We start from the raw sequence: 23,372 nt of genomic DNA, 5'->3' as shown, positions 1-23,372 counted from the left end.
ACAGGATAACAGATAAGGAAAGGGCAGCCATAAAAAAGCTGCCCTTTTTTGTATCTTTACCCCTCAAACGAACAGAAAATGAAAATAGTTATCGCCGTCGATTCTTTTAAAGGATGCCTCTCCTCCTCCTCTATCGCAGAGGCGGTAGAAGAAGGGATATTAAATGTACTGCCCGGATGTGAAGTAATCAAAGTACCCATAGCCGATGGTGGCGAAGGAACCGTTGAAGCACTGGTGGATGCCACCCGGGGTAAAATAATAACCCTACCGGTACACAATCCTTTGATGCAACCGATCCGTGCCAGTTATGGTATGACAGGAGACGGACAGACGGCAATCATCGAAATGTCGGCTGCCAGCGGGCTCTCCCTGATCCCTCCGAAACCGGGAAATGTCATGCATACAACTACCTTCGGAACAGGTGAAATGATAGCCGATGCGATCAAACAAGGCTGCCGTAACTTCATTATCGGCGTAGGCGGCAGTGCCACAAACGATGCCGGAATAGGTATGATGCAGGCATTGGGAGTTCGATTTACCGACGAAACCGGAAATGAAGTGGAAAAAGGAGGAAAAAGTCTTTCTGCCATCCGGTCGATAGATACACAATATCAACTGACTGAATTGCAAGATTGCACCTTCCACATAGCGACCGATGTAACTAATCCCTTTTACGGCCCTCAGGGGGCTGCCCATATATTCGGTTCGCAGAAAGGAGGCGATGAAGAACAAATAGAGATACTGGACAAAGGGATGAAACACCTGGCCGGTCTTATTCTCGAAACGACCGGGAAAGATATCGGCCGCCTGCCCGGAGCAGGAGCCGGCGGTGGCATGGGAGGCGGATGCATCGCTTTTCTACAAGCCAATATATCTTCCGGCATCGAACTTATTATGGACTATCTCCATTTCAATGAGATTATCCGTGGAGCGGACCTGGTGATCACCGGCGAAGGAAAGATAGACCGGCAGACCTTATTCGGTAAAGTCCCTGTCGGCATTGCCCGTACAGCTGCCTCGCAACATATCCCCGTGATCGCTATCACCGGACAACTGGATATTACGGCAGACAAGGAATTACGGGAAGCCGGCCTGTCCGCCATCTTTCCTATACATCCGGCTCCCATTTCCCTTGAAAAGGCGATGCAGTCCGACTACGCCTACCGAAATATCCGCCGAACCATCGAACAGATCTGTTACGCATTTACTTCTTTTGTCAAAAAGTAATAAAAAGCATTCTTTAGCAGCATAAAGTCAGATTTTTCCGTACATTGCAGCATAATAACTATTAAAGACTAACATTATGATCATCGGAATTCCCAAAGAAATCAAAAACAATGAGAACCGGGTAGCACTTACGCCTGCCGGAGCTAAAGAGTTGGTAAAAAAAGGGCACACCGTTTATGTACAGCATACAGCGGGTGAAAACAGCGGTTTTCCTGATGCGGCCTATGAGCAGGCCGGAGCACAGATCCTCCCGTCTATCAACGACGTCTATCAGATTGCTGAAATGATCGTAAAGGTAAAAGAGCCGATTGCCGTAGAATACCCATTGGTACGGAAAGGACAACTGGTCTTTACTTATTTCCATTTTGCCTCGGACGAAAAGCTGACACTCGCCATGATGGACAGCGGTTCGATCTGCCTGGCCTATGAAACTGTAGAAAATCCGGATGCAACATTACCGTTGCTTATCCCTATGAGTGAAGTAGCCGGACGCATGTCGATACAGGAAGGTGCCCGTTTCCTCGAAAAACCCCAGGGAGGAAAAGGTATCCTTTTAGGAGGCGTTCCCGGAGTGAAACCTGCCCGCGTACTGGTACTGGGCGGCGGCATAGTGGGCTACAACGCAGCACTGATGGCCGCCGGAATGGGTGCGGATGTCACGATAGCGGATATATCCCTCCCACGCCTGCGCTACCTGAACGAGGTGATGCCGGCAAATGTAAAGACACTCTATTCTTCCACACATAATATAGAGACGGAACTCCCGGTCACCGACCTGGTGGTTGGTGCCGTATTGATCCCCGGAGCCAAAGCTCCCCACCTGGTCACCAAAGATATGTTGAAACTGATGAAGCCGGGCAGTGTACTGGCAGATGTAGCGATCGACCAGGGCGGTTGCTTCGAGACTTCACACCCGACTACACATGCCGATCCGGTTTACACTGTCGACAACATCGTTCATTATTGTGTTGCCAACATCCCGGGAGCTGTTCCGCAGACTTCTACCCTGGCACTTACGAATGCCACGCTGCCCTATGTCCTGAAACTGGCGGACAAAGGATGGAAAGCGGCTTGTAAAGAAGATAAAAGCCTGTTCCTCGGGTTGAATATTGTCGAAGGCCAAATCGTCTATCCGGCTGTTGCCGAAGCTTTCGGATTACCTTGCTATCCGGCTGTATTATAGTAAAACAAATAGGCAGATTATACGAAATCCTTCACTTACAAGGCTCGTATAATCTGCGTTTTCTCCGCAAACGAAAGATTTCTCTTTCCCTTATAATTCAAAAAAAATGTAAAATTCCTTTGATACTTATAGCATGGTTATTAACTTAGCGCATCTTATAATTAAATTTAAATCGTTTAACAACCATGAAGAAAATTGTTTTGTTATTGGCTTTTTGCCTAAGTATTGGAAATTTATTTGCTCAAGATGCTGATAAACTGCGTGATGAAGGTGATGCAGCTTTAAAAGCGAAAAACTATGCAGAAGCTTTTACAAAGTACGACGCGTTCCTTAAACAAACGAACAACGAAGATGCCGACCGCGTTTTCAATTGCGGTTTTGCTGCTTTCCAGGCCAAGAAATATGAAGATGCCGTAAAATATTACGACCTGGCCATCCAGAAGAATAAAAACGTTGACGATGCCTATACAGGTAAAGCAATGTCATTACGTAACCTGAACAAACCGGCTGAATTTACTGCTACAGTAGAAGCTGGTCTGAAAGTAAAACCGGGTGACGAAAATCTGGAAAAATTACTTTATGGATATTGCATGAAGCAAGCACAGGCTGCACAGAAAGCCGGTAAGATTGCCGATGCAGAAGAACTGTTTAAAGACGTTTTGATCGTCAGCAATGCAAAATATAAAGGAAACGCTCTTTATAGCTTAGGAGCTATGTACTACAACGAAGGAGCAAAGATCCTGGCAGCAGCTACCGATCCTGCTAAATACGAAGCAGAAAAGGACAAAGCAGACGTACAGATGAAAAAGGCTAAAGAATATCTGGAACAAGCATTAGCAGTCAATGCAGCCGATGCTAATTCAAAGAAAATCCTTGATTCTATCAACGAAACGTTAGCTAAGTAAGTTATTACCGCTTGTAGGTTAAGGGGAGATTAATTCATTAGTCTCCCCTTATTAATTTATAACTTACCACCTTTTACAATAAAGATCCTTTCTCATTAAATTTACCCTGTACACCCTGGCCGATTATCCTGTACAGGGTGTTTAAACAGGGTGTACAGGGTAACTCGACAAGGTGTACAGGATACCGTCAGTAAGTCAGGTATTAACTGTTAGCAGCCGGTATGCTACAAGTTAGATGTACTACATAAACAAATTAGTACAGGTGTTCTTTACAATCCCTTTCTCATGCTTTCTACAATACAATATTTTCTCCGATTTGCATTCATGCATTCATTTCCGCACATATATCACTGATAGTAAGCCCTTAACGAAATGAACCCACCTGGTTGTATTGGGTTCATATATGAATGCAATACAACCAGGTGGGTTCATTTCAAATACTATGCATATCAAGGCATACAGCTCTTAATGAATGCATGAATGCAGTTTTCCGCAAAAAGTGTGCGTATGCTAAAAACTCATCTATTTGAAGATAAGGCGGAATATATCGTTACCATTTGCATAGATAAGCAAGGCGAACAATAGGAACATACCTGTAATCTGTGCATATTCCAAAAACTTGTCGCTCGGCTTACGACGGGCAATCACTTCATAGAGCAGGAACATCACATGACCGCCATCCAAGGCCGGAATAGGCAATATATTCATAAAGGCAAGGATGATTGAAAGGAATGCCGTACGTTGCCAGAACACTCTCCAATCCCAGGTGGCCGGGAACATACCGCCGATCGTACCGAAACCACCCAAACTGGAGGCTCCCTCCTTTGTAAAGACATACTTCATATCATTTACATATCCTTTCAGCGTATTCACTCCTAAACGGATACCGGCCGGGAACGACTCGAAGAAACCATATTTAATAGTTTGTGTCTGATAGAAATCCAACGGAGTCTTGGCATAGATGCCCAGTTTACCCTCTGCATTCGTATGAACCGGTAAAGACATTTCCTGACCGTTACGATAGAAACCTACTTCTATTTCTTTATCTTTATTTTCAGCCAATAACTTTGATGCATCGTAATAAGTGGGTGTAATCACACCGTTGATCGAAACGATACTATCGTTAGGTTGCAAACCGGCATCCCGGGCTGGCGAATTACCATCGGGAAGTTCTCTTACTACCATCGGTATCGGAAAGTTGTTCGCATCTACAAAACCATCCTTGTTACGCATCATACGCTGCATCATATCGTCCGGCATCGGTATCACAGTCTCTGTGCCGTCACGCAAAACCGTTACGTTTTGTGCCTCAATAACCTGGCGTATGGCAAATTCATCCAGGCGCTCCAATGGTTGGGCGTCGGCATACAAAAGAACGTCTCCATCCTGGAAACCGACCTCTTTCATCGTTTCGCTGTAAAACATTCCGTGTGTTATATTCTTCAGCGGCAGATATGTCTCACCCCAGGTGTAAAGCACCATCGAATAGATAAACAAAGCCAACAGGAAGTTGAATAAAACGCCCGCAGTCATGATCATCAGACGCTGGCCGGCAGGCTTGGAACGGAATTCATACGGTTTGGCAGGCTGAGCCATCTGCTCTTTATCCATGCTCTCATCGATCATCCCGGAAATCTTGCAATAACCACCCAACGGCAACCAGCCGATGCCATATTCCGTTTCGCTATTCTTCGGTTTAAATCTGAAAAGTGCAAACCACGCATCAAAGAAAAGGTAGAACTTCTCTACCCGGACCTTAAACATACGGGCAAAGATAAAATGCCCGAATTCATGGACAAGGACCAATATCGATAAGCTCAGGATGAGCTGTAACGCCTTAATTAAAAATGTCTCCATCTATTGTTTGTCTGTATTAATTTATTTCTTTTTACTCATACTGATCATTCCGGCTCCTACCGGCTGAGGCTTTCCATCATTGATGTAGCTATCCGGCGAGCTTCGGTATCGGTCGCTACATAGTCTTCGTACGTAGGAACTTTAATAAAAGATACTTTTTCCATTGTCTTTTCAATGACCTCGCTCATCTGCAAGAAGCCAATTTCATCCCGTAGAAAAGCGGCTACGACAATCTCATTGGCTGCATTCAGGATACAAGGCATATTTCCCCCTGTGCGGATCGCTTCGAAAGCAAAAGCCAGATTACGGAAACGTGTCATGTCAGGCTCTTCGAACGTAAGCGTGGAATATTGATTGAAATCCAGGCGGGGTGCTTTACTCGTCAACCGCTTCGGATAAGAAAAGGCATAACTGATAGGTAACTTCATATCGGGGATACCCAACTGAGCCATGACGGCTCCATCTTCAAACTGTACCATCGAATGGATGATCGACTGGGGATGTACCACCACTTGTATCTGTTCGGGAGTAACCCCAAACAACCATTTGGCTTCAATCATTTCAAACCCTTTATTCATCATAGAGGCTGAGTCGATCGTCACCTTTGCCCCCATATTCCAGTTGGGATGTTTCAGAGCCTGTGCCTTAGTTACTACAGCCAGTTCCCCGATCGTTTTCGTACGGAACGGACCACCCGATGCGGTAAGCAATATTTTCTCGACCTGATTCTCCCACTCTCCTGCTAAACACTGGAAAATAGCCGAATGTTCGGAGTCGACTGGCAAAATCGGTACTTTATATTCTGCGGCCAGCGAAGTGATCAACTCACCAGCCACCACCAATGTTTCTTTGTTGGCCAACGCAATCGCTTTACCTGCCTTTATGGCAGCAATGGTCGGTTTCAGGCCGGAATATCCGACCATGGCCGTCAATACCATGTCGATCGGTTCCGACTGAACCACCTGTGCAATAGCATCCGAACCGGCCCATACCTTGATAGGCAGGTCTTCGAGCGCCTCCTTCAATTCGGGGTATTTCTGTTCGTTGGCAATGACTACCACTTCGGGCATATATTTACGTGCCTGATTAATCAGCAAATCTACCTGATTATTGGCTGTCAAAGCGTAAACGTCAAACAAGTCGGCATGTTCGCTGACCACCTCCAACGCTTGTGTTCCGATAGAACCGGTAGAACCTAATATGGCTAAACTTCTTTTCATGGATACTTAAAAAGCTATGTATTCTTCAGGATTGATCGGGTTACCTTTATACCACAACTCGAAATGCAGATGCGGGCCGGTAGACAATTTCCCTGTATTACCGACTAAAGCGATTGCTTCACCGGCAACCACATGGTCACCAATCTCCTTCAGTAATAATTCATTATGTTTATAAACGGATAGGAAACCGTTTTTATGTTGTAACTGGATCACATTTCCGAAATTCGGATCAAACCCGGTAAAAACCACCGTTCCATCCAACGTTGCTAGAACACTTTCTTTCGGAGCTGCCACCAGATCCACACCGAAATGACGGGCGTCTGCTTCATAATGAGAAGATACGACACCGTTGACCGGCTTATAGAAAAAGACTCCGTCGGTAGGAACCGGATTGGGATTCAATACCGTCAGGTTATACTTTTCCTCTTCTTCGAAGTTCTTCACGAATTTCTCTTCCGATTTGGTACGGGGTATTTCATAGTTGGCATCCACATGTGCCAACGAGTCTATCTGACGGATGGAGTCGAGCTCGATCGTTCCCGACAGAATACCGGCTACGTTTTCCAGATAAAGAGACTGGATAGAGATCATCCGCTCCAGCGAATCGGCCCGCAAAGCATTTTGCATAATTTCCTTACGTATTTCCACATCCAGATAACCCGGCAGGTAGTTACGTATCGGCGTCTTGATAATGATCAATGCGGTTACGGCAATCAGGAAGAAAGCAAACAAGGCAAGCGTAAGGAAAGCGGATAACTGCGACAACCGGAAAGACCATACTTCTTCGAGCGTCGTTTCGTTGAAAAAAGACAGCTTGTATTTAAACCGGATCCGGTGCCAGAATGATTTCTTGTTATTCTTTCGTTGTTTTCGTGCCATGTTTTTATGTTAAAACGCAAAAGTAGCAAAAACCGTATCGACACGGGCATTGTTTACTCTAATTAACGTTTTTATAAATCAAGCAAACCTTCGGGCACGGAAACCTGAAGCGTTTTGTTATCATGATCTGCCGAGGTAATCAGCTCTTCCGCAGCCGGGAGGAGCAATTCTTCTCCGTTATGGTCGATCTGTAAAAGAACGTTGATCGTCGTTTCGTCTACATCGGTTATTTTACCAAGCTCGCCGTGATGTTCGTCGATAACGGTGTAACCGATGAAGCTGTCCCACGTCATATCGCCTACCAGATCTTCCTCATCGACAGCATCCAACAAGAAGAATGCTTCCCGATTGGTAAACTCACGGGCGGATTTCTCATCGTTCACATTTTCCAGCTTCAACAGGATAACCGTATCGGTCTTATAACGGTATTCTTCGACAAAGAACGGTACCAGGATACCATCTATCTCACAGATCACACAAGGGTCTTCCGCTTCATCGAACACGTCACTGTTCGTCACGAGCGAAATCTCCCCTTTTATTCCGTGGGGCTTGGCAAACATCCCGATCTTAAAAACTTCTTCTCTTTTTATCATAACAGGGAATATCAGAGCCGCGTGATACGGGCTCCTATGTTATTCAAACGTATATCGATATTCTGATACCCACGGTCTATCTGGTCGATATTGTGGATATGGCTGGTTCCTTCCGCACTCATAGCCGCGATCAACAAGGCGATTCCGGCACGTATATCCGGAGAAACCATATTGGAACCACGCAATTTGAAACGGTTACCCAGTCCGATCACCGTAGCCCGGTGAGGATCGCAAAGGATGATCTGTGCCCCCATGTCGATCAGTTTGTCGACAAAGAACAAACGGCTTTCGAACATCTTCTGATGGATCAGTACACTACCTACGGCCTGCGTAGCCACTACGAGGAATACACTCAATAAGTCGGGAGTCAGTCCCGGCCAGGGTGCATCGGCAATGGTCATGATGGAGCCATCGATAAAAGTATCTATTTCATACGAGTCGTGAGTAGGGATATGAATATCGTCGCCGATCTGCTCGACGGTAATCCCCAGACGGCGGAATGACTCGGGGATAATTCCCAACTTATCATATCCGGTATTCTTTATCGTGATATCGGATGCGGTCATAGCGGCCATACCGATAAAACTACCGACTTCGATCATGTCGGGTAGAATGGTATGAACGGTTCCACCCAGCGAATCAACACCTTTAATTGTCAATAGGTTTGAGCCTACGCCCGAAATATCGGCTCCCATCCGGTTAAGCATGGAAGATAATTGTTGCAGGTAAGGTTCGCAAGCTGCATTATAGATGGTGGTTGTTCCTTCCGCCAGTACAGCGGCCATCAGGATATTGGCAGTACCGGTAACAGAGGCCTCGTCCAGAAGCATATAAGCACCTTTCAAACGTTTGGCTTCAATCTCGTAAAGCTGGCGTTCGGCATCGTAGCTAAAGCAGGCACCCAGCTTCTGAATACCGACAAAATGGGTATCCAGGCGGCGGCGACCGATCTTATCGCCTCCCGGTTTCGGGATCAACGCCTTGCCGAAACGGGCAACCAACGGACCGACAATCATAACCGAACCACGCAACGAACCGCTCTTACGCATGAATTCATCCGTATTCAGATAATCCAGGTCAATGGCATCTGCCTGGAAAGTATACGTTCCGGTTGCCGGATGGTCTACTTTCACCTGCATATCGCGAAGAAGCTGTATCAGGTTATTCACGTCGAGGATATCCGGTACATTATGGATGGTTACTTTCTCCGGAGTCAACAAAACAGCGCAGATCACCTCGAGTGCTTCGTTCTTGGCACCTTGCGGAGTAATCTCCCCTGACAGTTTATATCCACCTTCTATAACAAATGAACTCATCGGCTTTTACGGGGATAATTCTTTTTGGTGTTATTATTATTCCGGGCGAGGATATCGCGGCTTTCGGTCAGTTTATGTTCTTCTTCATTCAGTACGATCGAACCTTCCGACATTTCGTCGAGGTCTTTGAATATCTTGCGGTCGTCTACTGATTCTTTGTTCCAGGTAAGGAACGATTTCTTCATCTGGGTAGCCAATAGCTTGATTAGCTGGTCCTTTTCAACACCTGCTTCCAGTTCGGTTGCCTTACGGATCATCAGTTCCAATGTTTTTCCGTAGTGACGGTAGCGGATACGGTTATTGTTGTAAGGGATGCGCGGCGGACGGGCATACAGATTTTCCTTTTTTACGATCTCGTAGGGATAATCGATATCCAGCTTAAAGTCGGCCATAATAGCCAGGTGATCCCACAAAATGTGTTTGAAATCGTTCACATCACGCAGGTGGGGAAACATGTTTCCCATAATGTTGATTATCGTATTGGCGCAACGTTTCCGTTCCTCTCTGTCCTCAATAGCAACACAATAATCTACCATGTTCTGGATATTGCGTCCGTATTCGGGCATAACCAATTTCTTTTCTTCTGTATTATATTTCATTATCATATTCGTTTATCCGGCAAATGTACAGATTATAATTGATTTACACAAGATAGGTATATAGTGAACAAAGGGCATTTAATTTTGTTCCAGCCACTAAAACAAAAAAATTTCCCGGAGAGAAACTCTTTCTCCCCGGGAAATAACACAACTCCCTTTTGTGGTGATTGTTTACACCTTATGCTTATTTAGATAATTGGTTAATTACAGCTTGATTTGCTTTCTTTACAGCTGCTTCATTGATCTTGATCTCTTTACGATCGTAAGTCATTAAACCGTTTACTTCACCTTCCACGTCTGTTGTCTGGGTATAAACAGCAGCAGAGAAACCACGATCTACCATTCCTTTCAATTCGTTGGCATATTTTACATATTCGGCAGTTACCTCGTCGCTGTTCTTGAACTGTACATATCCCCAGTTACGTTTGTTCCACCACAAATGGTTTTCCAACGGCAGACCGATACCACCATATTCACCTAATACAGTTACACGCTGCGGATCATACAGGAACATGTTCGGTCCCGGATAGTTATGCAAGTCGAGGATATCGCCGCAAGCACGGTGGTTACCACCACTGGCCGGGTTCACCAGACGGGAAGGATCGTAGTTCTTTGTCCATTCAGCCACTTTTTCAGTATCGAACTGTCCCCATGCTTCGTTGAAAGGAACCCAGACAACGATAGAAGGATAGGAAATACACATATCCATGATCTCTTTCCATTCCTGGTAATAGTTTGCCACAGATTCTGCAGAACGATTTTTATCTGTTCCTCCGTTATAAGTATGAGGAGCCCATTGGTTACCCATGTCACCGCTCGGCATATCCTGCCAAACAAGGATACCTTCCTTATCACAATGATAATACCAGCGAGCCGGTTCAACCTTCACGTGTTTACGGATCATATTGAATCCCCAGTCTTTTGTTTTAACGATGTCATACAACAAAGCTTCATCGGTAGGAGCTGTATATAATCCGTCAGGCCACCAACCTTGATCCAGAGGACCATACTGGAATACGTTCTTATTGTTCAACTGCATACGCATAACGCCATTAGCATCTCTTTTGCTTGAGATTTTACGGAAAGCAGTATATGATTTTACATCGTCCAATACTTTACCGTCTTTGATCAACGATACTTTCATATCATACAAATAAGGATTGGAAGTATCCCAAAGAGTCGGGTTCTGAACAGCCAGACGAAGTTCTTTACCCTGCAAGCCTTTGGCAGAAGCTACCACCTGGCCTTTATCCATCAACTTAACTTCTACAATAGATGTGTTGCAACATGGAGCAGAAGTTCCAACTGTTACATTCACTGTACCGTTATCGATGTTCGGAATCGATTTAACAGAAGTGATATGGTTAGTTGCTACCGGTTCGAGCCATACAGTTTGCCAGATACCTGTTACCGGAGTATACCAGATACCTTCCGGGTTAGATGTTTGCTTACCACGTGGCTGGTATCCTTTATCACTCGGGTCCCAAACGCGAACCACCAGTTTCTGATTGTTCTTACCTGTCAAATAAGGAGTGATATTGAATGAGAACGGGGTAAAACCTCCCTGATGAGAACCGATCAGGATATCATTAACAAACACATCCGTCTTCCAGTCTACCGCACCGAAGTTAAGGACAATATCCTTATTCTTCCAGTTAGCCGGAACAGTGAATGTCCGTTTGTACCATAATTCATTATTTTCTCCTACTTCCTTCTGAACTCCCGACAAAGAGGATTCCACTGCGAAAGGAACAAGGATATTTCCATCGAAAGCTGCCGGTTCGGCTCCGCCACGAGGTTTGATGGCATACTCCCACTCACCGTTCAGGTTTACCCAGTCGGTACGTTCCAATTGCGGACGCGGGTATTCGGGTAATACGTTTTTGGGATTTACTTGTTCAGCCCATTTTGTCTTGATTTTATCACCGACAGGCTTCCACTGTGCTTGTGCACCCAGGGTCAGGGCCAAAGCGCAACATACTAAAAAGGTCTTCTTCATGCTACTTGTATTTAAAGTTACTACTTTGAAATTTCGTTTGCTATTCTGGTGGCAAAGTAATTATATTCCTGACAGAGAGGCTTTCAATAATCATTCAGAATCTTTCAATAATCATGCAAAGGGCTTGAAATAAAAGAAAAACGATTTCAATTATGTTATTTTCCATAGTGAGGGCAAAGACTTTATTGTTTTGTCATTATATTTGTCAGCAATAAAATTAATGTGAACCGAATCTTCATATTGGTTCAATTTCGAAAATATCCGGTTATATGAAACAAATACCTCTTCTTATCATAACCCTGCTATCGCTGTTGCGTCCTTTAGGTGGGCTGGCTGAGGAACTGCATTTCAGGCATTATAATAATAAGCAGGGATTATCACATAATACGGTCTACTGTTCCTTGCAGGATAAAAGAGGCTTTATGTGGTTCGGCACCGAAGACGGGTTAAACCGTTTCGACGGACATACCTTTAAGGTATACCGCCATAATTCGTATAACCCGAACAGTTTGCCGGACGACCATCTGAATTTCCTCTTCGAGAGTTCGGATGAAAGAATATGGATCTGTACTTCTGCCGGCACTTGTTACTACGATCATAAAACGGATACTTTTCATCCCTTCCGCCTCTCTTCCGCTCAAAACGAACCGGAATCATTCTCTGCCGTTACCGAAGACAAAAACCAACAATTATGGTTCATCCGGCATAACCGTATCGTACGTTATAATCCTACTGACAGTAGCACCCGCGTTTATCCGGCAGAAAAGAATTTCTATCCAAACCTCATCACACTGACCAATGAAGGAGAACCTCTCTTCTCTAACGGACAAGCTTTATATACCTACAAAGCGGAAACCGATGCTTTCTTAAAAACCGAACTGCTGACCGAGCAACAGATCAGTAAACAGATCAGCATACAGGCAATCCGCCAAGTACCGGAGCTGGGCATACTTGTTGGAACAAACCTGGCAGGTCTCCTGCTTTACAATTACCAGGATCAATCTGTCACCACTATCATCCCGGACATACAGGTTCGCGCCATTACCCCTTACAACAACAATACATATTGGATTGCCTCCGAATCGGGTATCTATATATATAATGTATTGAGCCGGGAAGTGATAAACCTGCGTAAATCGCTGACCAACGAGTATACCATTGCCGACAATGCCATCTATTCCATCACCAAGGATCGCGAAGGGGGCATGTGGGCTGGCTCTTTCTTCGGTGGCATCAGCTATCTACCGAAGGAATATACCCGTTTCAATCATTTCATCGGAGGAAAGACGCATCCCCAGTTGCCAGGTAACGCCATCCGCGAAATCGTACCAGACCAATACGGCAACCTGTGGCTGGGAACCGAAGACAACGGGATCAACTGCTATAATCCGTCCACCGGACAGATCACCAATTATTCCTACAACAATCCGCAGCATCCTTTATCGGCCACCAATATTCATGGATTACTGGCCGATGGCAACCGCTTATGGGTCGGCACTTATAATAAAGGGATCGATGTTCTGGACATTCCTTCAGGGAAAATCGTCAAACATTATTCACGTGAAAGTACCGATCATCCCCTCAACGACAACTTTATCCTCTGTTTCTATAAAACCCGCAACGACGAGTTCCTGATAGGTACGGGTAGCGGCATCATGGCCTACAACAGCCGGACGGAAACCTTTAGCCGCTGGAATAATATTTATGCCCTGATCCGGCAAATCTACGAAGACAGCAACGGCGATATATGGGCCGCAACAGCCAACGGCATCTATCATTATCTGCGTGAAACAAATACCGTCGAGCATTATACCGCCGCTCCGAACAAATCGCAAAGTATCGGGAGCAATAACACCACTTCCGTATTCGAGGACTCAAAAGGCCGGATCTGGGTGACCACAGTAAACGGCCTCTCCCTTTTCAGCCCGGAAACCCAATCGTTCAACCGTATCACTACTGAAAACGGCTTACCCAGTAATATTATTTACCGGATAGTGGAAGATAAGGAACATTTCTTCTGGTTATCGACTGCCAATGGCCTGGTCCGTTTCAATCCCGACACATACGTGATGCGTACCTTCACCTATACGGACGGACTGCACGAAACACAATTCAATTATAGTTCTTCTTACCAGGCTCCGGACGGTACCATTTATATGGGTACGATCAATGGTATGCTGTCGTTCAACCCGTCACAGTTCAGAGAAGACACTTTCACACCGCCGGTATACATCACAGCAATTAACGTGCCCGACAATGAAGAGAAGCGGCATGATTTCACGTCTCCTTCCATCGAGAATGTGGAAACACTCAAATTACCGTATGACGGATCTACCTTTACCCTGTCGTATATAGCACTCAGCTATACATCGCCGGATGCCATCCGCTATTCTTATAAACTGGAAGGAGTAGATAAGGATTGGATCTATATGAATCAAAATAAAGATGTTACTTTTGCCAATCTTTCTCCCGGTGAATATACATTCAAAGTAAGATCCACCAACAGCAGCGGGATCTGGCAGGATAACGAACAGGAACTGCATATCATCGTTACCCCGCCGTTCTGGGCTACCGGATGGGCGTTCTTCTTTTATGCTGTGATTATCTGCATTCTTATTGTCCTGTTTTATAATTATAAGAAAGCCAAGCTGGAAGAAAAGCATCGTATCAACCAGGATTTGTTCGAGAGTAAAAAGGAAAAAGAACTATATGATGCAAAAATACAGTTCTTTACCTTCATTACACATGAAATACGTACACCGCTTACGTTGATAAAAGCTCCGCTGGAAAAAATACTCCGTTCCGGTGACGGCGCTCCGTCCACCCAGGAGAACTTACGTATCATTGAGAAAAATACCCAACAATTGCTTAATCTGAGTAACCAGTTACTCGATTTCCGAAAGACCGAAAGCCGCGGGTTTAAGCTGAATTATGTAAAGACTGATGTGACATTATGGCTGAATACACTTCTGCAACCCTTCTTCCCGGTGATTGAAAAAGAAAGAAAATCATTTATCTGTGATATTCCGGATGGTCCGTTTTTCGCTTACATAGACCGGGAAGCCTTTTCTAAAATCGTAAATAACCTGCTGACGAATGCCATAAAATATTCGGACCGGCAAATCTCCCTGCAAATGCAGATACAGGAAGAGAAAAAAGAATTCTCTATTACTGTCATCAACGACGGGCACCTGATTCCCGACAGCGAAAAGGAAAACATATTCAACCCGTTCTACCGACTAAAAGAAACAGAAAACCAGCAAGGCAGTGGTATCGGATTATCCCTGGCTCGCTCGCTGACCGAATTTCATAAAGGCACCCTCGCCTATCAGCAAACAACGGATGGGAAAAATCAATTCTGCCTCACCTTACCCGAAGAACAGGAAGATTGTTATCAACTGGTACATGAAAGAAATACGGAAGAATCATCCGACCAGAATACAGAGAAGGAGAATACCGGAAAGTCTGTTGTTTTGATAGTGGAAGACCAAACAGATATGCGCCAGTTCATTGCAAAAGAACTGTCTGAAACTTACCGGGTACTCGAAGCAGCCGACGGTAAAGAGGCAGTAAGCGTTTTAAAGGGAAATACGGTAAATCTGATCATCAGCGATGTGATGATGCCTGTAATGGACGGTTTCGAACTTTGCAATGTTGTGAAAAACGACGTAAACTTCAGCCATATCCCGTTCATCCTATTAACAGCCCAACATAACCTCCAGTCACGGTTGAAAGGCTTGAACAACGGTGCAGATGCCTATATGGAGAAACCGTTCTCCATCGAGTTGCTGACAGCTCAGGTCCAGAACCTGCTCAAAAGCCGGGAGATGCTCACTCAAACATATCGTGAAACACCTTCCGTTCCGGCTGCCACACTGGCAGTATCGACGGTCGACGATATTTTCCTCCGGAAATTCAACAGTTATTTGGAAGAAAATATAGCCAACGAGGCTTTAAGTGTTGAAATGCTGGCATCAGAGATGGGTATGAGCACTTCCAGTCTGTACCGGAAAGTAAAAGGTCTGTCCGGTCTAACGCCAGTGGAGTTTATCCGGATAACCCGACTGAAAAAAGCCGCGGAACTGATGCAAACGGGAGAAAGCCGTATAAATGAGATTGCATTCCAGACAGGCTTCTCTTCTCCGGCCTATTTCTCTACCTGTTTCCAAAAGCAATACGGGAAATCGCCTACTGATTTTATGAAAGAACATTAGGCAAAGGTAACGTAAATTGGAAGGTGGAACCTTCGCCCAACCTAGAAGATACGGAGATCTCTCCTCCCATCTTATTTACCAAACCTTTACAGATAGCCAACCCTAACCCGATACCGTTTTGGCTCCCTTTCAGCTGAACAAAACGGCCAAAAATATGTTCCAGTTCGTTTTCTGGTATTCCCTGTCCGGTATCAGACACATAAAAGTAAAGAAAATCTGACATTTCTGTAACAGCTAATTTTTCACTAATGGCTTTGTTTAATGCGACCAGTTGCCCGTTACTATCGTACAAAGCCCCTCCCTGAGGATGGTAAGTGAAGAAATTTGTCAACAATTGCTGTTTAACTATTGTATTTTCCATTGCAGCCTTTTTATATGCAATTGCAAAGTAAATCAAACTTTATAATTCAATGACTACTTATACAGGAAACTTTTACTTTTCTTCCTAAAAACCATCTATTTATAGATAACATCTATTTCATTATAAATTATATCCATCAAATAAGTTTGGAGAGGAACCCGAAATAGACGAACTTTGAAGAAAGTAACTAAAGAGATAGGTTAGATAAAAGGCAAAAAGGCGATAAGAGTTACCGAATGAGATGAATTCAAGGTACCTCGATCATAACTAAGAGAGGGTTAATCCCGGGAACATTCCCGGGATTAATTATTTATATCCATCCTTATTCTTTGATCCGCTTACATTTACCGGAAATATGTTCAACATCCAATCGTAAAACATTAGTCCGCCCGAAAGAACCGGCTATATATTTTTCACTTATTGTGTTGTATTCCGGCGAATACTTTTTAGCAAGCAGACGCAAAGCATACAATCTTTCATCATCCGGTAGATCAGTATAAATCGTTCCAAAAGCAATTACCGACTCATAAGCTGTGCTGAATTGCCTTGGAATAACCCGAGTATTGCCTACCACACAAAAACTGACTTTCGGATTCTGTCTGATACATTCCAGTTTATATCCCTCCGGGGCACAATGAAAATAGATATGTCCTTTAGGATCCATTACATAGCTGATCGGTATTCCATAACCAAAACCATTCGCTCCGGACATCGCCAGAAAACCATATTCTCCCGTTTCCAATAACCGGACAGCAGATTCATTATCCAGTATTCTGTCTTTTCTTCTTATTTCTGCAAACATATCACAACATTTTAGAACCACAAATCTACAAAATACATTATATTTGTGCGTACAAAGAACACCTAATAAAACACGAAAATATGAGAACAAAGATTTCCTTATTTCTAATTGCCGCCCTTTGCAGTCTTAGTTGTCTGGCACAGAGCGATTTTAATAAATACTTCAATAAAAAAAGTCTTCGGATAGACTTCGCTCTAAGCGGAAACTCCGAATTCCAGGCTGCTGCCATACAACAATTACGTGAAGAACCTGTATGGGGAGGCCCTGTGAAAAACCTGATCGACAAGTTCAACTATGGCGGTTATTATGTAAATATATATGATAAAAACAGTAACAACCTGATCTATTCGCGGGGATTCAATACGTTATTTGAAGAATGGCGCACCACAGAGCAGGCTAAAACGGAAACTCAATCGTGGACAAACAGTATTTCAGTTCCCTATCCTAAAACAACAGTTGTTGTTGAAATAGCCGCTCGAGACAAAGCCGATATGCAGTTTCATTCACTGCTTAAAATGGATATCGACCCGACCAGTATTTTTATTGACCGCGGTAAACTGAAAGATAATAAGGTGACTCAGATCCAATATAAGGGAGACTCCAGTGAAAAAGTGGACCTGGTATTTATTGCAGAAGGATATACGGCAGCCGATCAGGAAAAGTTCGTCGCCGATGCAAAAAAATTTACAGAATCCCTTTTCAATACACCTCCTTACACAACACGCCGGGAAGATTTCAATATCTGGGCGGTTAATCTGGTTTCTGAAGATGCAGGAACCGACACTTCGGGAAAAGGTATATATAAAAATACGGCATTGAACTCTGGTTATTACACTTTCGGTGTAGACCGTTATTTGACCACACCCGATATGAAATCAATCCGCGATGCTGTGTGGAATGTCCCGTGTGATGCCATATTTATTCTGGTTAATACCGATACTTATGGTGGTGGCGGTATGTATAATTTCTATGCAATCGGCACAGCCGATAATGAACGCACACAACATGTATTCGTCCATGAGTTTGGACATAGCTTTGCAGGGCTGGCTGATGAATATTTTTCTTCTGAGGTGGCTTATCAGGATTTTTACAATTTGAAATATGAGCCTTGGGAGCCTAACATTACGACACTAGTTGATTTTGAAAGCAAATGGAAAGATCTATTACCCGCTAACACTCCGATCCCGACACCACTTGATGATGCACATAAGGATAAAGCCGGCGTATTTGAAGGAGGTGGTTATATTTCGGAAGGAATCTATCGCCCGATGGATCATTGCATGATGCGCGATTACGCTCCTTTCTGCCCGGCATGTAGCCGTGCTATTTTGCGAATGATTGATTTCTTATCAGACAGAAGTTATTAAAAATATCTTTCATAAAAAAAGGTTCCGGTCAGACAACCGGAACCTTTTTTATTATTAACCTGATGCTATTACTGCATCGGAACTTCCATTAACAAAATCTTCGCATCTTTCAACACCTCTATGGTAATGCTGTCCGTATCATAAAAACCGGCACCATCACGTCTGGAAAGAACGGTATTGCTTACTTCTACTTCTCCTTCAATGACAAAAAGATATACTCCCATACCTTGACGGTGGAACTTATATTCTTTAATCTGCCCGGCATCCAGTTCTCCTATCGAAAACCAAGCATCCTGATTGATCGCAGCAGGTGTTTCCCCGTCCGGCGAAAGTACCAGCGACAATTCGTTCTTTTTCAATAGCGGACGTATATCATAGTTATTATACTTCGGAGCCGTATTTTCTTCACGTGGAAAAACCCAGATCTGCAGAAATTCAAGCTGCTGTTCAGCACTGTCGTTGAACTCACTATGGAAAATACCCGTTCCGGCGCTCATCACCTGAAGATCGCCCGGAGTGATAGTTTTACTGTTCTTTATACTGTCGCCATGCCGCAAATAACCATTCAGCGGAATAGAGATTACTTCCATATTTTTATGCGGGTGGGTATCAAAACCTTCGCTTGGAGCTACCGTATCGTCATTCAGGACGCGTAGTTTGCCAAAATGTACCCTCTTGGGATTATAATAATTAGCAAAACTAAATGTATGATGTGTTTTAAGCCATCCATGGTTTGCATATCCGCGAGAGTTCGCCTTGTCTACTACCATTTTCATAAATAATTCCTCCTCTTTAATTCATCTATATAACATATTACTCATTGAAAAAGTTCCGGTTTGCATATCCCCCAAGACAGTATCCTTTTAAATAGTATGAAAAATGCTCCTAAATAAAAACATATCTGAAGAGAATTCAGTACTTTTGCACAAAATTCATCCAGTAAATATTAATCATATGGCAGTTTACTTAAACGATGTATCTAGAACCTTCGGAGAATACCTGCTTATTCCCGGCTTAACCACTAAACAGTGCGTACCTTCAAACGTTTCACTGAAAACAGCACTTGTGAAACATAATGTCAACGAAAAGTCCTCTATCGAACTAAACATCCCGTTTGTTTCGGCTATCATGCAATCGGTATCCGGTCCTGAACTGGCCATCGAGTTAGCCCGTAACGGAGGACTTTCATTTATTTTCGGATCACAGCCTATCGCCAGCCAGGCAGATATGGTACGCAGAGTGAAAAAATTTAAGGCCGGATTTGTAATCAGTGATTCAAACCTGACACCGGAAAACACACTGGCCGATGTAATCGCCCTGGTCAGCAAAACAGAACATTCCACAATCGGAGTTACCGACGACGGAACGCCTAATGGTAAACTGCTGGGACTTGTCACCAGCCGCGACTACCGCGCAGAAAAAGACGATCCCCGTACAAAGGTTAAAGAATTCATGACCCCTTTCTCTAAACTGATTGTTGGAGAAGTTGGTATCACACTGAAAGAAGCCAACCAGATTATCTGGGATCATAAACTGAATACATTACCGATCATAGATAAAGATCAGAATCTGGCTTATTTTGTATTCCGTAAGGATTATGACAGCCACCGCGACAATCCCAACGAAATGTCAGGAGCTGATAAAAAGTTATTAGTAGGTGCAGGCATCAATACCCGCGACTATATGGAGCGTGTACCTGCTCTTGTTGAAGCCGGAGTAGATGTACTGTGTATCGACTCTTCCGACGGTTATTCCGAATGGCAGTACGAAACACTGCAGTGGATTAAGAAAGAATACGGTGACAAAGTTAAAGTCGGTGCCGGAAATGTAGTAGACCGGGAAGGCTTTATGTATCTGGTGGAAGCCGGAGCCGATTTCATCAAAGTTGGTATCGGTGGCGGTTCTATCTGCATTACCCGCGAACAAAAGGGTATCGGTCGCGGACAAGCTACCGCCCTAATCGATGTAGCCCAGGCTCGCGATGAATATAAAGAAAAAACAGGTGTTTATATTCCTATTTGCAGCGACGGAGGTCTGGTACATGATTACCATATGGTTCTTGCCCTTGCCATGGGAGCCGACTTTCTGATGATGGGACGTTATTTTGCCCGCTTCGACGAGTCTCCTACAAAAAAACTACGTATCGGAAACAATTATGTGAAGGAATACTGGGGTGAAGGTTCAAACCGTGCCCAGAACTGGCAGCGTTACGATATGGGTGGAACTGAATCACTCAAATTCGAAGAAGGCGTAGATAGCTACGTTCCTTATGCAGGAAAGATGAAGGATAACCTGAACCTTACTTTAGGTAAAATCAAAGCTACTATGTGTAGCTGCGGAGCAACTACAATCCCTGACCTGCAAAAGAATGCAAAAATCACATTGGTATCTTCTACCAGTATCGTAGAAGGCGGTGCACACGATGTAATACTGAAGGAACAGAATTAATTAGATTTGATATTTAATAAAACATCCGCAAATATCTCTTGACCCGAGATTTTGCGGATGTTTTATATTTACATATTATAACCAAGACATCCCCTACAACAATCAATATGCTACAAATAACCCTGCAACAAAAACACAACACACATACAAACATCTCATTCCAGAGAAAGAAAATACACATATATTAACAAATAAGCCATCAACAACTCATTATAAAATTCGTTTAAAAGAAATTACAACTCGTTTTAAACGAAAAAAAAATTCTTTTAAACGAAATCATATTCTGGTTAAGCCGAATTTCATGTTAAAAGAAGATAAATAAAAATCAGAAAGCATACTTTTACGCCTCAAAACCTATGCCAAACAACATATTCTCTCTCCAGAGCAGAGTAAAGCTCGTACTCTTTTAATATACTATAATCACACCTATATAAACAAAACACAAAACAAATTAATCATCCATAACCCAAATATCGACCATTATTTACAAACATCAAAAAAAACACATCATTAAGACATTTCAAAACTACCGTACAATCAAATATTTACATACGAGCAAGAACAGAATCCATACAAAGCACATATAGACCTGTAAAAATATCATTTTGTCAAAATAACAAAATAACACGAACTACATATATCTAAAAATCAAATATTTGAATATCTTTGAAAACTGAGAAAAACATCTCAGATCATTCATATAAAAAACATTGATAAAATAAAAAGGTTAGATGGAACCAAGAGGTAAGATTGATAAAAAAAGCAAAGTTCGTAAAACACGTAAACCAAATAAAGTCAGTAAAAAACGAAATAATAAATATCGTTCTACTATTGCTTTTTTTGAAAAAAACAACAAATGGCCTTCACCCACTGCCAAAGACCCGAAAGAACTGCCTTTGGGACAATGGATCGTTCGAATCAGATATCTCAGAAATCATTTTCCCGAAAGATTACCAGAGAAAATCATTGAGCTGGTAGACAGAATCGATGCCGATAAACAACAAAAAAGCACTGAACAGTGGGAAAATAATTATTATAAACTGAAAGATTTCGTAAAGAATGAGAAACGTTGGCCATTGCCTAGTTCAACAAATCCGGAAGAGAACAAACTATACAACTGGTGTACTACCCAGAAAAGCGTGAGAAACGGTATATTGCAAGGTCGTTTGAGTGATGAACGTATTCAAATGTTGGATGCTATCGGATTTTTATGGAATAAAAACAGAAAAAAAAGAAGCTGGAATGAATCATTCAACATGGTCAAGAAATATTATATCCACAACGGAAGATGGCCGGCTCATGCTACAGACTCAGAAGAAACACGGTTAGCCAAATGGTGCAGTAAAATGAGAGCCTATAAAAATGGAACAGACAAAACCGGTAAACTGACTTCTTCACAAATTAAAAAATTAACCGACTTAGGTTTTGAATGGGAAATCAATGTAACAAACAATGGTCGTACGGAAGAACAGTTAAACAGAATATGGTTTGGCAGATATACCGAATTTTGTGACTTCATCACCACCCACAAACGATATCCTTCCACAACAACAGAGGAAGAAAAACCTCTTTATTCCTGGTGGATGAGAATGGCATACTTGAGAAGAAAAGGAAAACTAAGCAATGACCGTATCCAATTATTGAACAGTATAGGATTTAAATGGGGTAAAGGGAAGAACGAATAAGACACAAAAAAAGGTTTGAAATAATTTCAAACCTTTTTGTTGTTCTACCAGGGCTCGAACCTGGAATTTCAGGACCAGAATCTGACGTGTTACCATTACACCATAGAACAGTTTTTGTTGTTTCGAGTAGTATGTTTCTCGATTACGGGTGCAAAGATACGGACATTTTTCATATCTGCAAATATTCAGCAAAAAAATTTCATCAAAATAAACATTTTCTTCTTTTCCCTGTTTTGAAATTACAGGGTTTATACATATATTAAACAGATAAAGCATGTACATAATAAATTTAAGAAGTATATTTGCATCTCCGAAATATTATTCAATAAAAAATAGATGGATCAAACAAAAGAATTAGTACAAACAATTGTAGAAGGTCTACAAGAAAAAAAAGGCAAAAATATTGTAACCGTAGATTTAACCCAGCTATCTGGGGCAGTATGCCAATACATGGTTATCTGTGAAGGTAATACTCCTACCCAAGTATCAGCCCTGTCCGATTCAGTATGGGATTTTGCGCGTAGAAATGCGGGTGAAAAACCACTATCTATCGACGGCAATCAAAGCTCCCTATGGATAGGTATGGATTATGGCACGGTTCTTGTACACATATTTACGCCGGAACAACGTGAGTTCTATAATCTGGATAACCTATGGTCTGACGCTAAAGTCACCCAGATTCCGAATCTCGACTAAAGCCGGATTAATATTATCGAA

18 protein-coding genes and 1 tRNA gene are annotated in these 23,372 nt (G+C 43.1%); 8 read left to right on the top strand and 11 right to left on the bottom strand.

What is annotated here, in order from left to right; translation table 11 throughout:
• Positions 1-78: 78 nt before the first annotated feature.
• The 3 genes from BQ7394_RS05955 to BQ7394_RS05945 all read left to right on the top strand — a co-directional run bounded on the left by BQ7394_RS05955 (position 79) and on the right by BQ7394_RS05945 (position 3,315).
• The gene (locus BQ7394_RS05955) at positions 79-1,227 is read left to right on the top strand and encodes a glycerate kinase family protein (RefSeq protein ID WP_075556527.1); all 1,149 of its coding nucleotides are present in this window, start codon (positions 79-81) and stop codon (positions 1,225-1,227) included.
• Positions 1,228-1,303: 76 nt separating this feature from the next.
• The gene (ald, locus tag BQ7394_RS05950; RefSeq protein WP_075556526.1) at positions 1,304-2,410 is read left to right on the top strand and encodes an alanine dehydrogenase; all 1,107 of its coding nucleotides are present in this window, start codon (positions 1,304-1,306) and stop codon (positions 2,408-2,410) included.
• Between the two features lie 185 nt (positions 2,411-2,595).
• On the top strand, positions 2,596-3,315 hold the full coding sequence (locus BQ7394_RS05945; protein ID WP_075556525.1) for a tetratricopeptide repeat protein: 720 nt from the start codon (positions 2,596-2,598) through the stop codon (positions 3,313-3,315).
• 522 nt (positions 3,316-3,837) lie between these two features.
• Here BQ7394_RS05945 and rseP read toward each other — a convergent pair.
• From rseP to BQ7394_RS05910, 7 genes are all read right to left on the bottom strand, one after another.
• The gene (gene rseP, locus BQ7394_RS05940) at positions 3,838-5,172 is read right to left on the bottom strand and encodes an RIP metalloprotease RseP (RefSeq protein WP_075556524.1); all 1,335 of its coding nucleotides are present in this window, start codon (positions 5,170-5,172) and stop codon (positions 3,838-3,840) included.
• A gap of 56 nt (positions 5,173-5,228) precedes the next feature.
• Positions 5,229-6,392, bottom strand: a complete 1,164-nt coding sequence (locus BQ7394_RS05935) for a 1-deoxy-D-xylulose-5-phosphate reductoisomerase (protein WP_075556523.1) — start codon at positions 6,390-6,392, stop codon at positions 5,229-5,231.
• Between the two features lie 6 nt (positions 6,393-6,398).
• Entirely contained in the window at positions 6,399-7,271 is an 873-nt protein-coding gene (locus BQ7394_RS05930; RefSeq protein WP_075556522.1) for a M23 family metallopeptidase, read from the bottom strand.
• 71 nt (positions 7,272-7,342) lie between these two features.
• On the bottom strand, positions 7,343-7,864 hold the full coding sequence (rimM, locus tag BQ7394_RS05925) for a ribosome maturation factor RimM (protein WP_075556521.1): 522 nt from the start codon (positions 7,862-7,864) through the stop codon (positions 7,343-7,345).
• Between the two features lie 11 nt (positions 7,865-7,875).
• Complete coding sequence (gene murA, locus BQ7394_RS05920; RefSeq protein ID WP_075556520.1) at positions 7,876-9,180, bottom strand: UDP-N-acetylglucosamine 1-carboxyvinyltransferase; 1,305 nt, start codon at positions 9,178-9,180, stop codon at positions 7,876-7,878.
• On the bottom strand, positions 9,177-9,779 hold the full coding sequence (locus tag BQ7394_RS05915; protein ID WP_075556519.1) for a DUF4290 domain-containing protein: 603 nt from the start codon (positions 9,777-9,779) through the stop codon (positions 9,177-9,179). Before BQ7394_RS05915 ends, murA begins: the two co-directional genes overlap by 4 nt.
• Positions 9,780-9,963: 184 nt before the next feature.
• Positions 9,964-11,778: a glycoside hydrolase family 2 protein gene (locus BQ7394_RS05910; RefSeq protein ID WP_075556518.1), complete on the bottom strand. Its 1,815-nt coding sequence runs from the start codon at positions 11,776-11,778 to the stop codon at positions 9,964-9,966.
• A gap of 269 nt (positions 11,779-12,047) precedes the next feature.
• On the opposite strand from BQ7394_RS05910, the gene BQ7394_RS05905 reads away from it, so the two are divergent.
• Entirely contained in the window at positions 12,048-15,992 is a 3,945-nt protein-coding gene (locus tag BQ7394_RS05905; RefSeq protein ID WP_075556517.1) for a hybrid sensor histidine kinase/response regulator transcription factor, read from the top strand.
• On the opposite strand, the gene BQ7394_RS26620 is transcribed toward BQ7394_RS05905, so the two are convergent.
• Together BQ7394_RS26620 and BQ7394_RS05895 are read right to left on the bottom strand one after the other, a co-directional pair.
• The gene (locus tag BQ7394_RS26620; protein ID WP_082211668.1) at positions 15,976-16,353 is read right to left on the bottom strand and encodes a sensor histidine kinase; all 378 of its coding nucleotides are present in this window, start codon (positions 16,351-16,353) and stop codon (positions 15,976-15,978) included. The genes BQ7394_RS05905 and BQ7394_RS26620 overlap by 17 nt on opposite strands.
• A 322-nt stretch (positions 16,354-16,675) precedes the next feature.
• Positions 16,676-17,155, bottom strand: a complete 480-nt coding sequence (locus BQ7394_RS05895; protein ID WP_075556516.1) for a pyridoxamine 5'-phosphate oxidase family protein — start codon at positions 17,153-17,155, stop codon at positions 16,676-16,678.
• Positions 17,156-17,235: 80 nt separating this feature from the next.
• Between BQ7394_RS05895 and BQ7394_RS05890 the strand changes: the two genes are divergently transcribed.
• Positions 17,236-18,522, top strand: coding sequence for a M64 family metallopeptidase (locus BQ7394_RS05890; protein ID WP_075556515.1), 1,287 nt, complete (start codon positions 17,236-17,238; stop codon positions 18,520-18,522).
• A gap of 68 nt (positions 18,523-18,590) precedes the next feature.
• Here the strand turns inward: BQ7394_RS05890 and BQ7394_RS05885 are convergent, their stop codons facing one another.
• Entirely contained in the window at positions 18,591-19,298 is a 708-nt protein-coding gene (locus BQ7394_RS05885; protein ID WP_075556514.1) for a pirin family protein, read from the bottom strand.
• A gap of 178 nt (positions 19,299-19,476) precedes the next feature.
• Between BQ7394_RS05885 and BQ7394_RS05880 the strand changes: the two genes are divergently transcribed.
• A complete protein-coding gene (locus BQ7394_RS05880; protein WP_075556883.1) occupies positions 19,477-20,970 on the top strand; it encodes an IMP dehydrogenase in 1,494 nt (497 codons plus the stop codon).
• Positions 20,971-21,701: 731 nt separating this feature from the next.
• Positions 21,702-22,655, top strand: a complete 954-nt coding sequence (locus BQ7394_RS05875; protein ID WP_075556513.1) for a helicase associated domain-containing protein — start codon at positions 21,702-21,704, stop codon at positions 22,653-22,655.
• Between the two features lie 39 nt (positions 22,656-22,694).
• Here the strand turns inward: BQ7394_RS05875 and BQ7394_RS05870 are convergent.
• Positions 22,695-22,765: transfer RNA gene (locus BQ7394_RS05870), tRNA-Gln, on the bottom strand.
• 226 nt (positions 22,766-22,991) lie between these two features.
• On the opposite strand from BQ7394_RS05870, the gene rsfS reads away from it, so the two are divergent.
• Positions 22,992-23,351, top strand: coding sequence for a ribosome silencing factor (rsfS, locus tag BQ7394_RS05865; RefSeq protein WP_075556512.1), 360 nt, complete (start codon positions 22,992-22,994; stop codon positions 23,349-23,351).
• The last annotated feature ends 21 nt before the right edge of the window (positions 23,352-23,372 follow it).

It is taken from the genome of Parabacteroides timonensis (assembly GCF_900128505.1).
GTDB classification, from domain to species: Bacteria; Bacteroidota; Bacteroidia; order Bacteroidales; family Tannerellaceae; genus Parabacteroides; species Parabacteroides timonensis.
The sequence above is the reverse complement of the archived record's forward strand: the minus strand, read 5'-3'. Positions and strand labels throughout refer to the sequence as shown.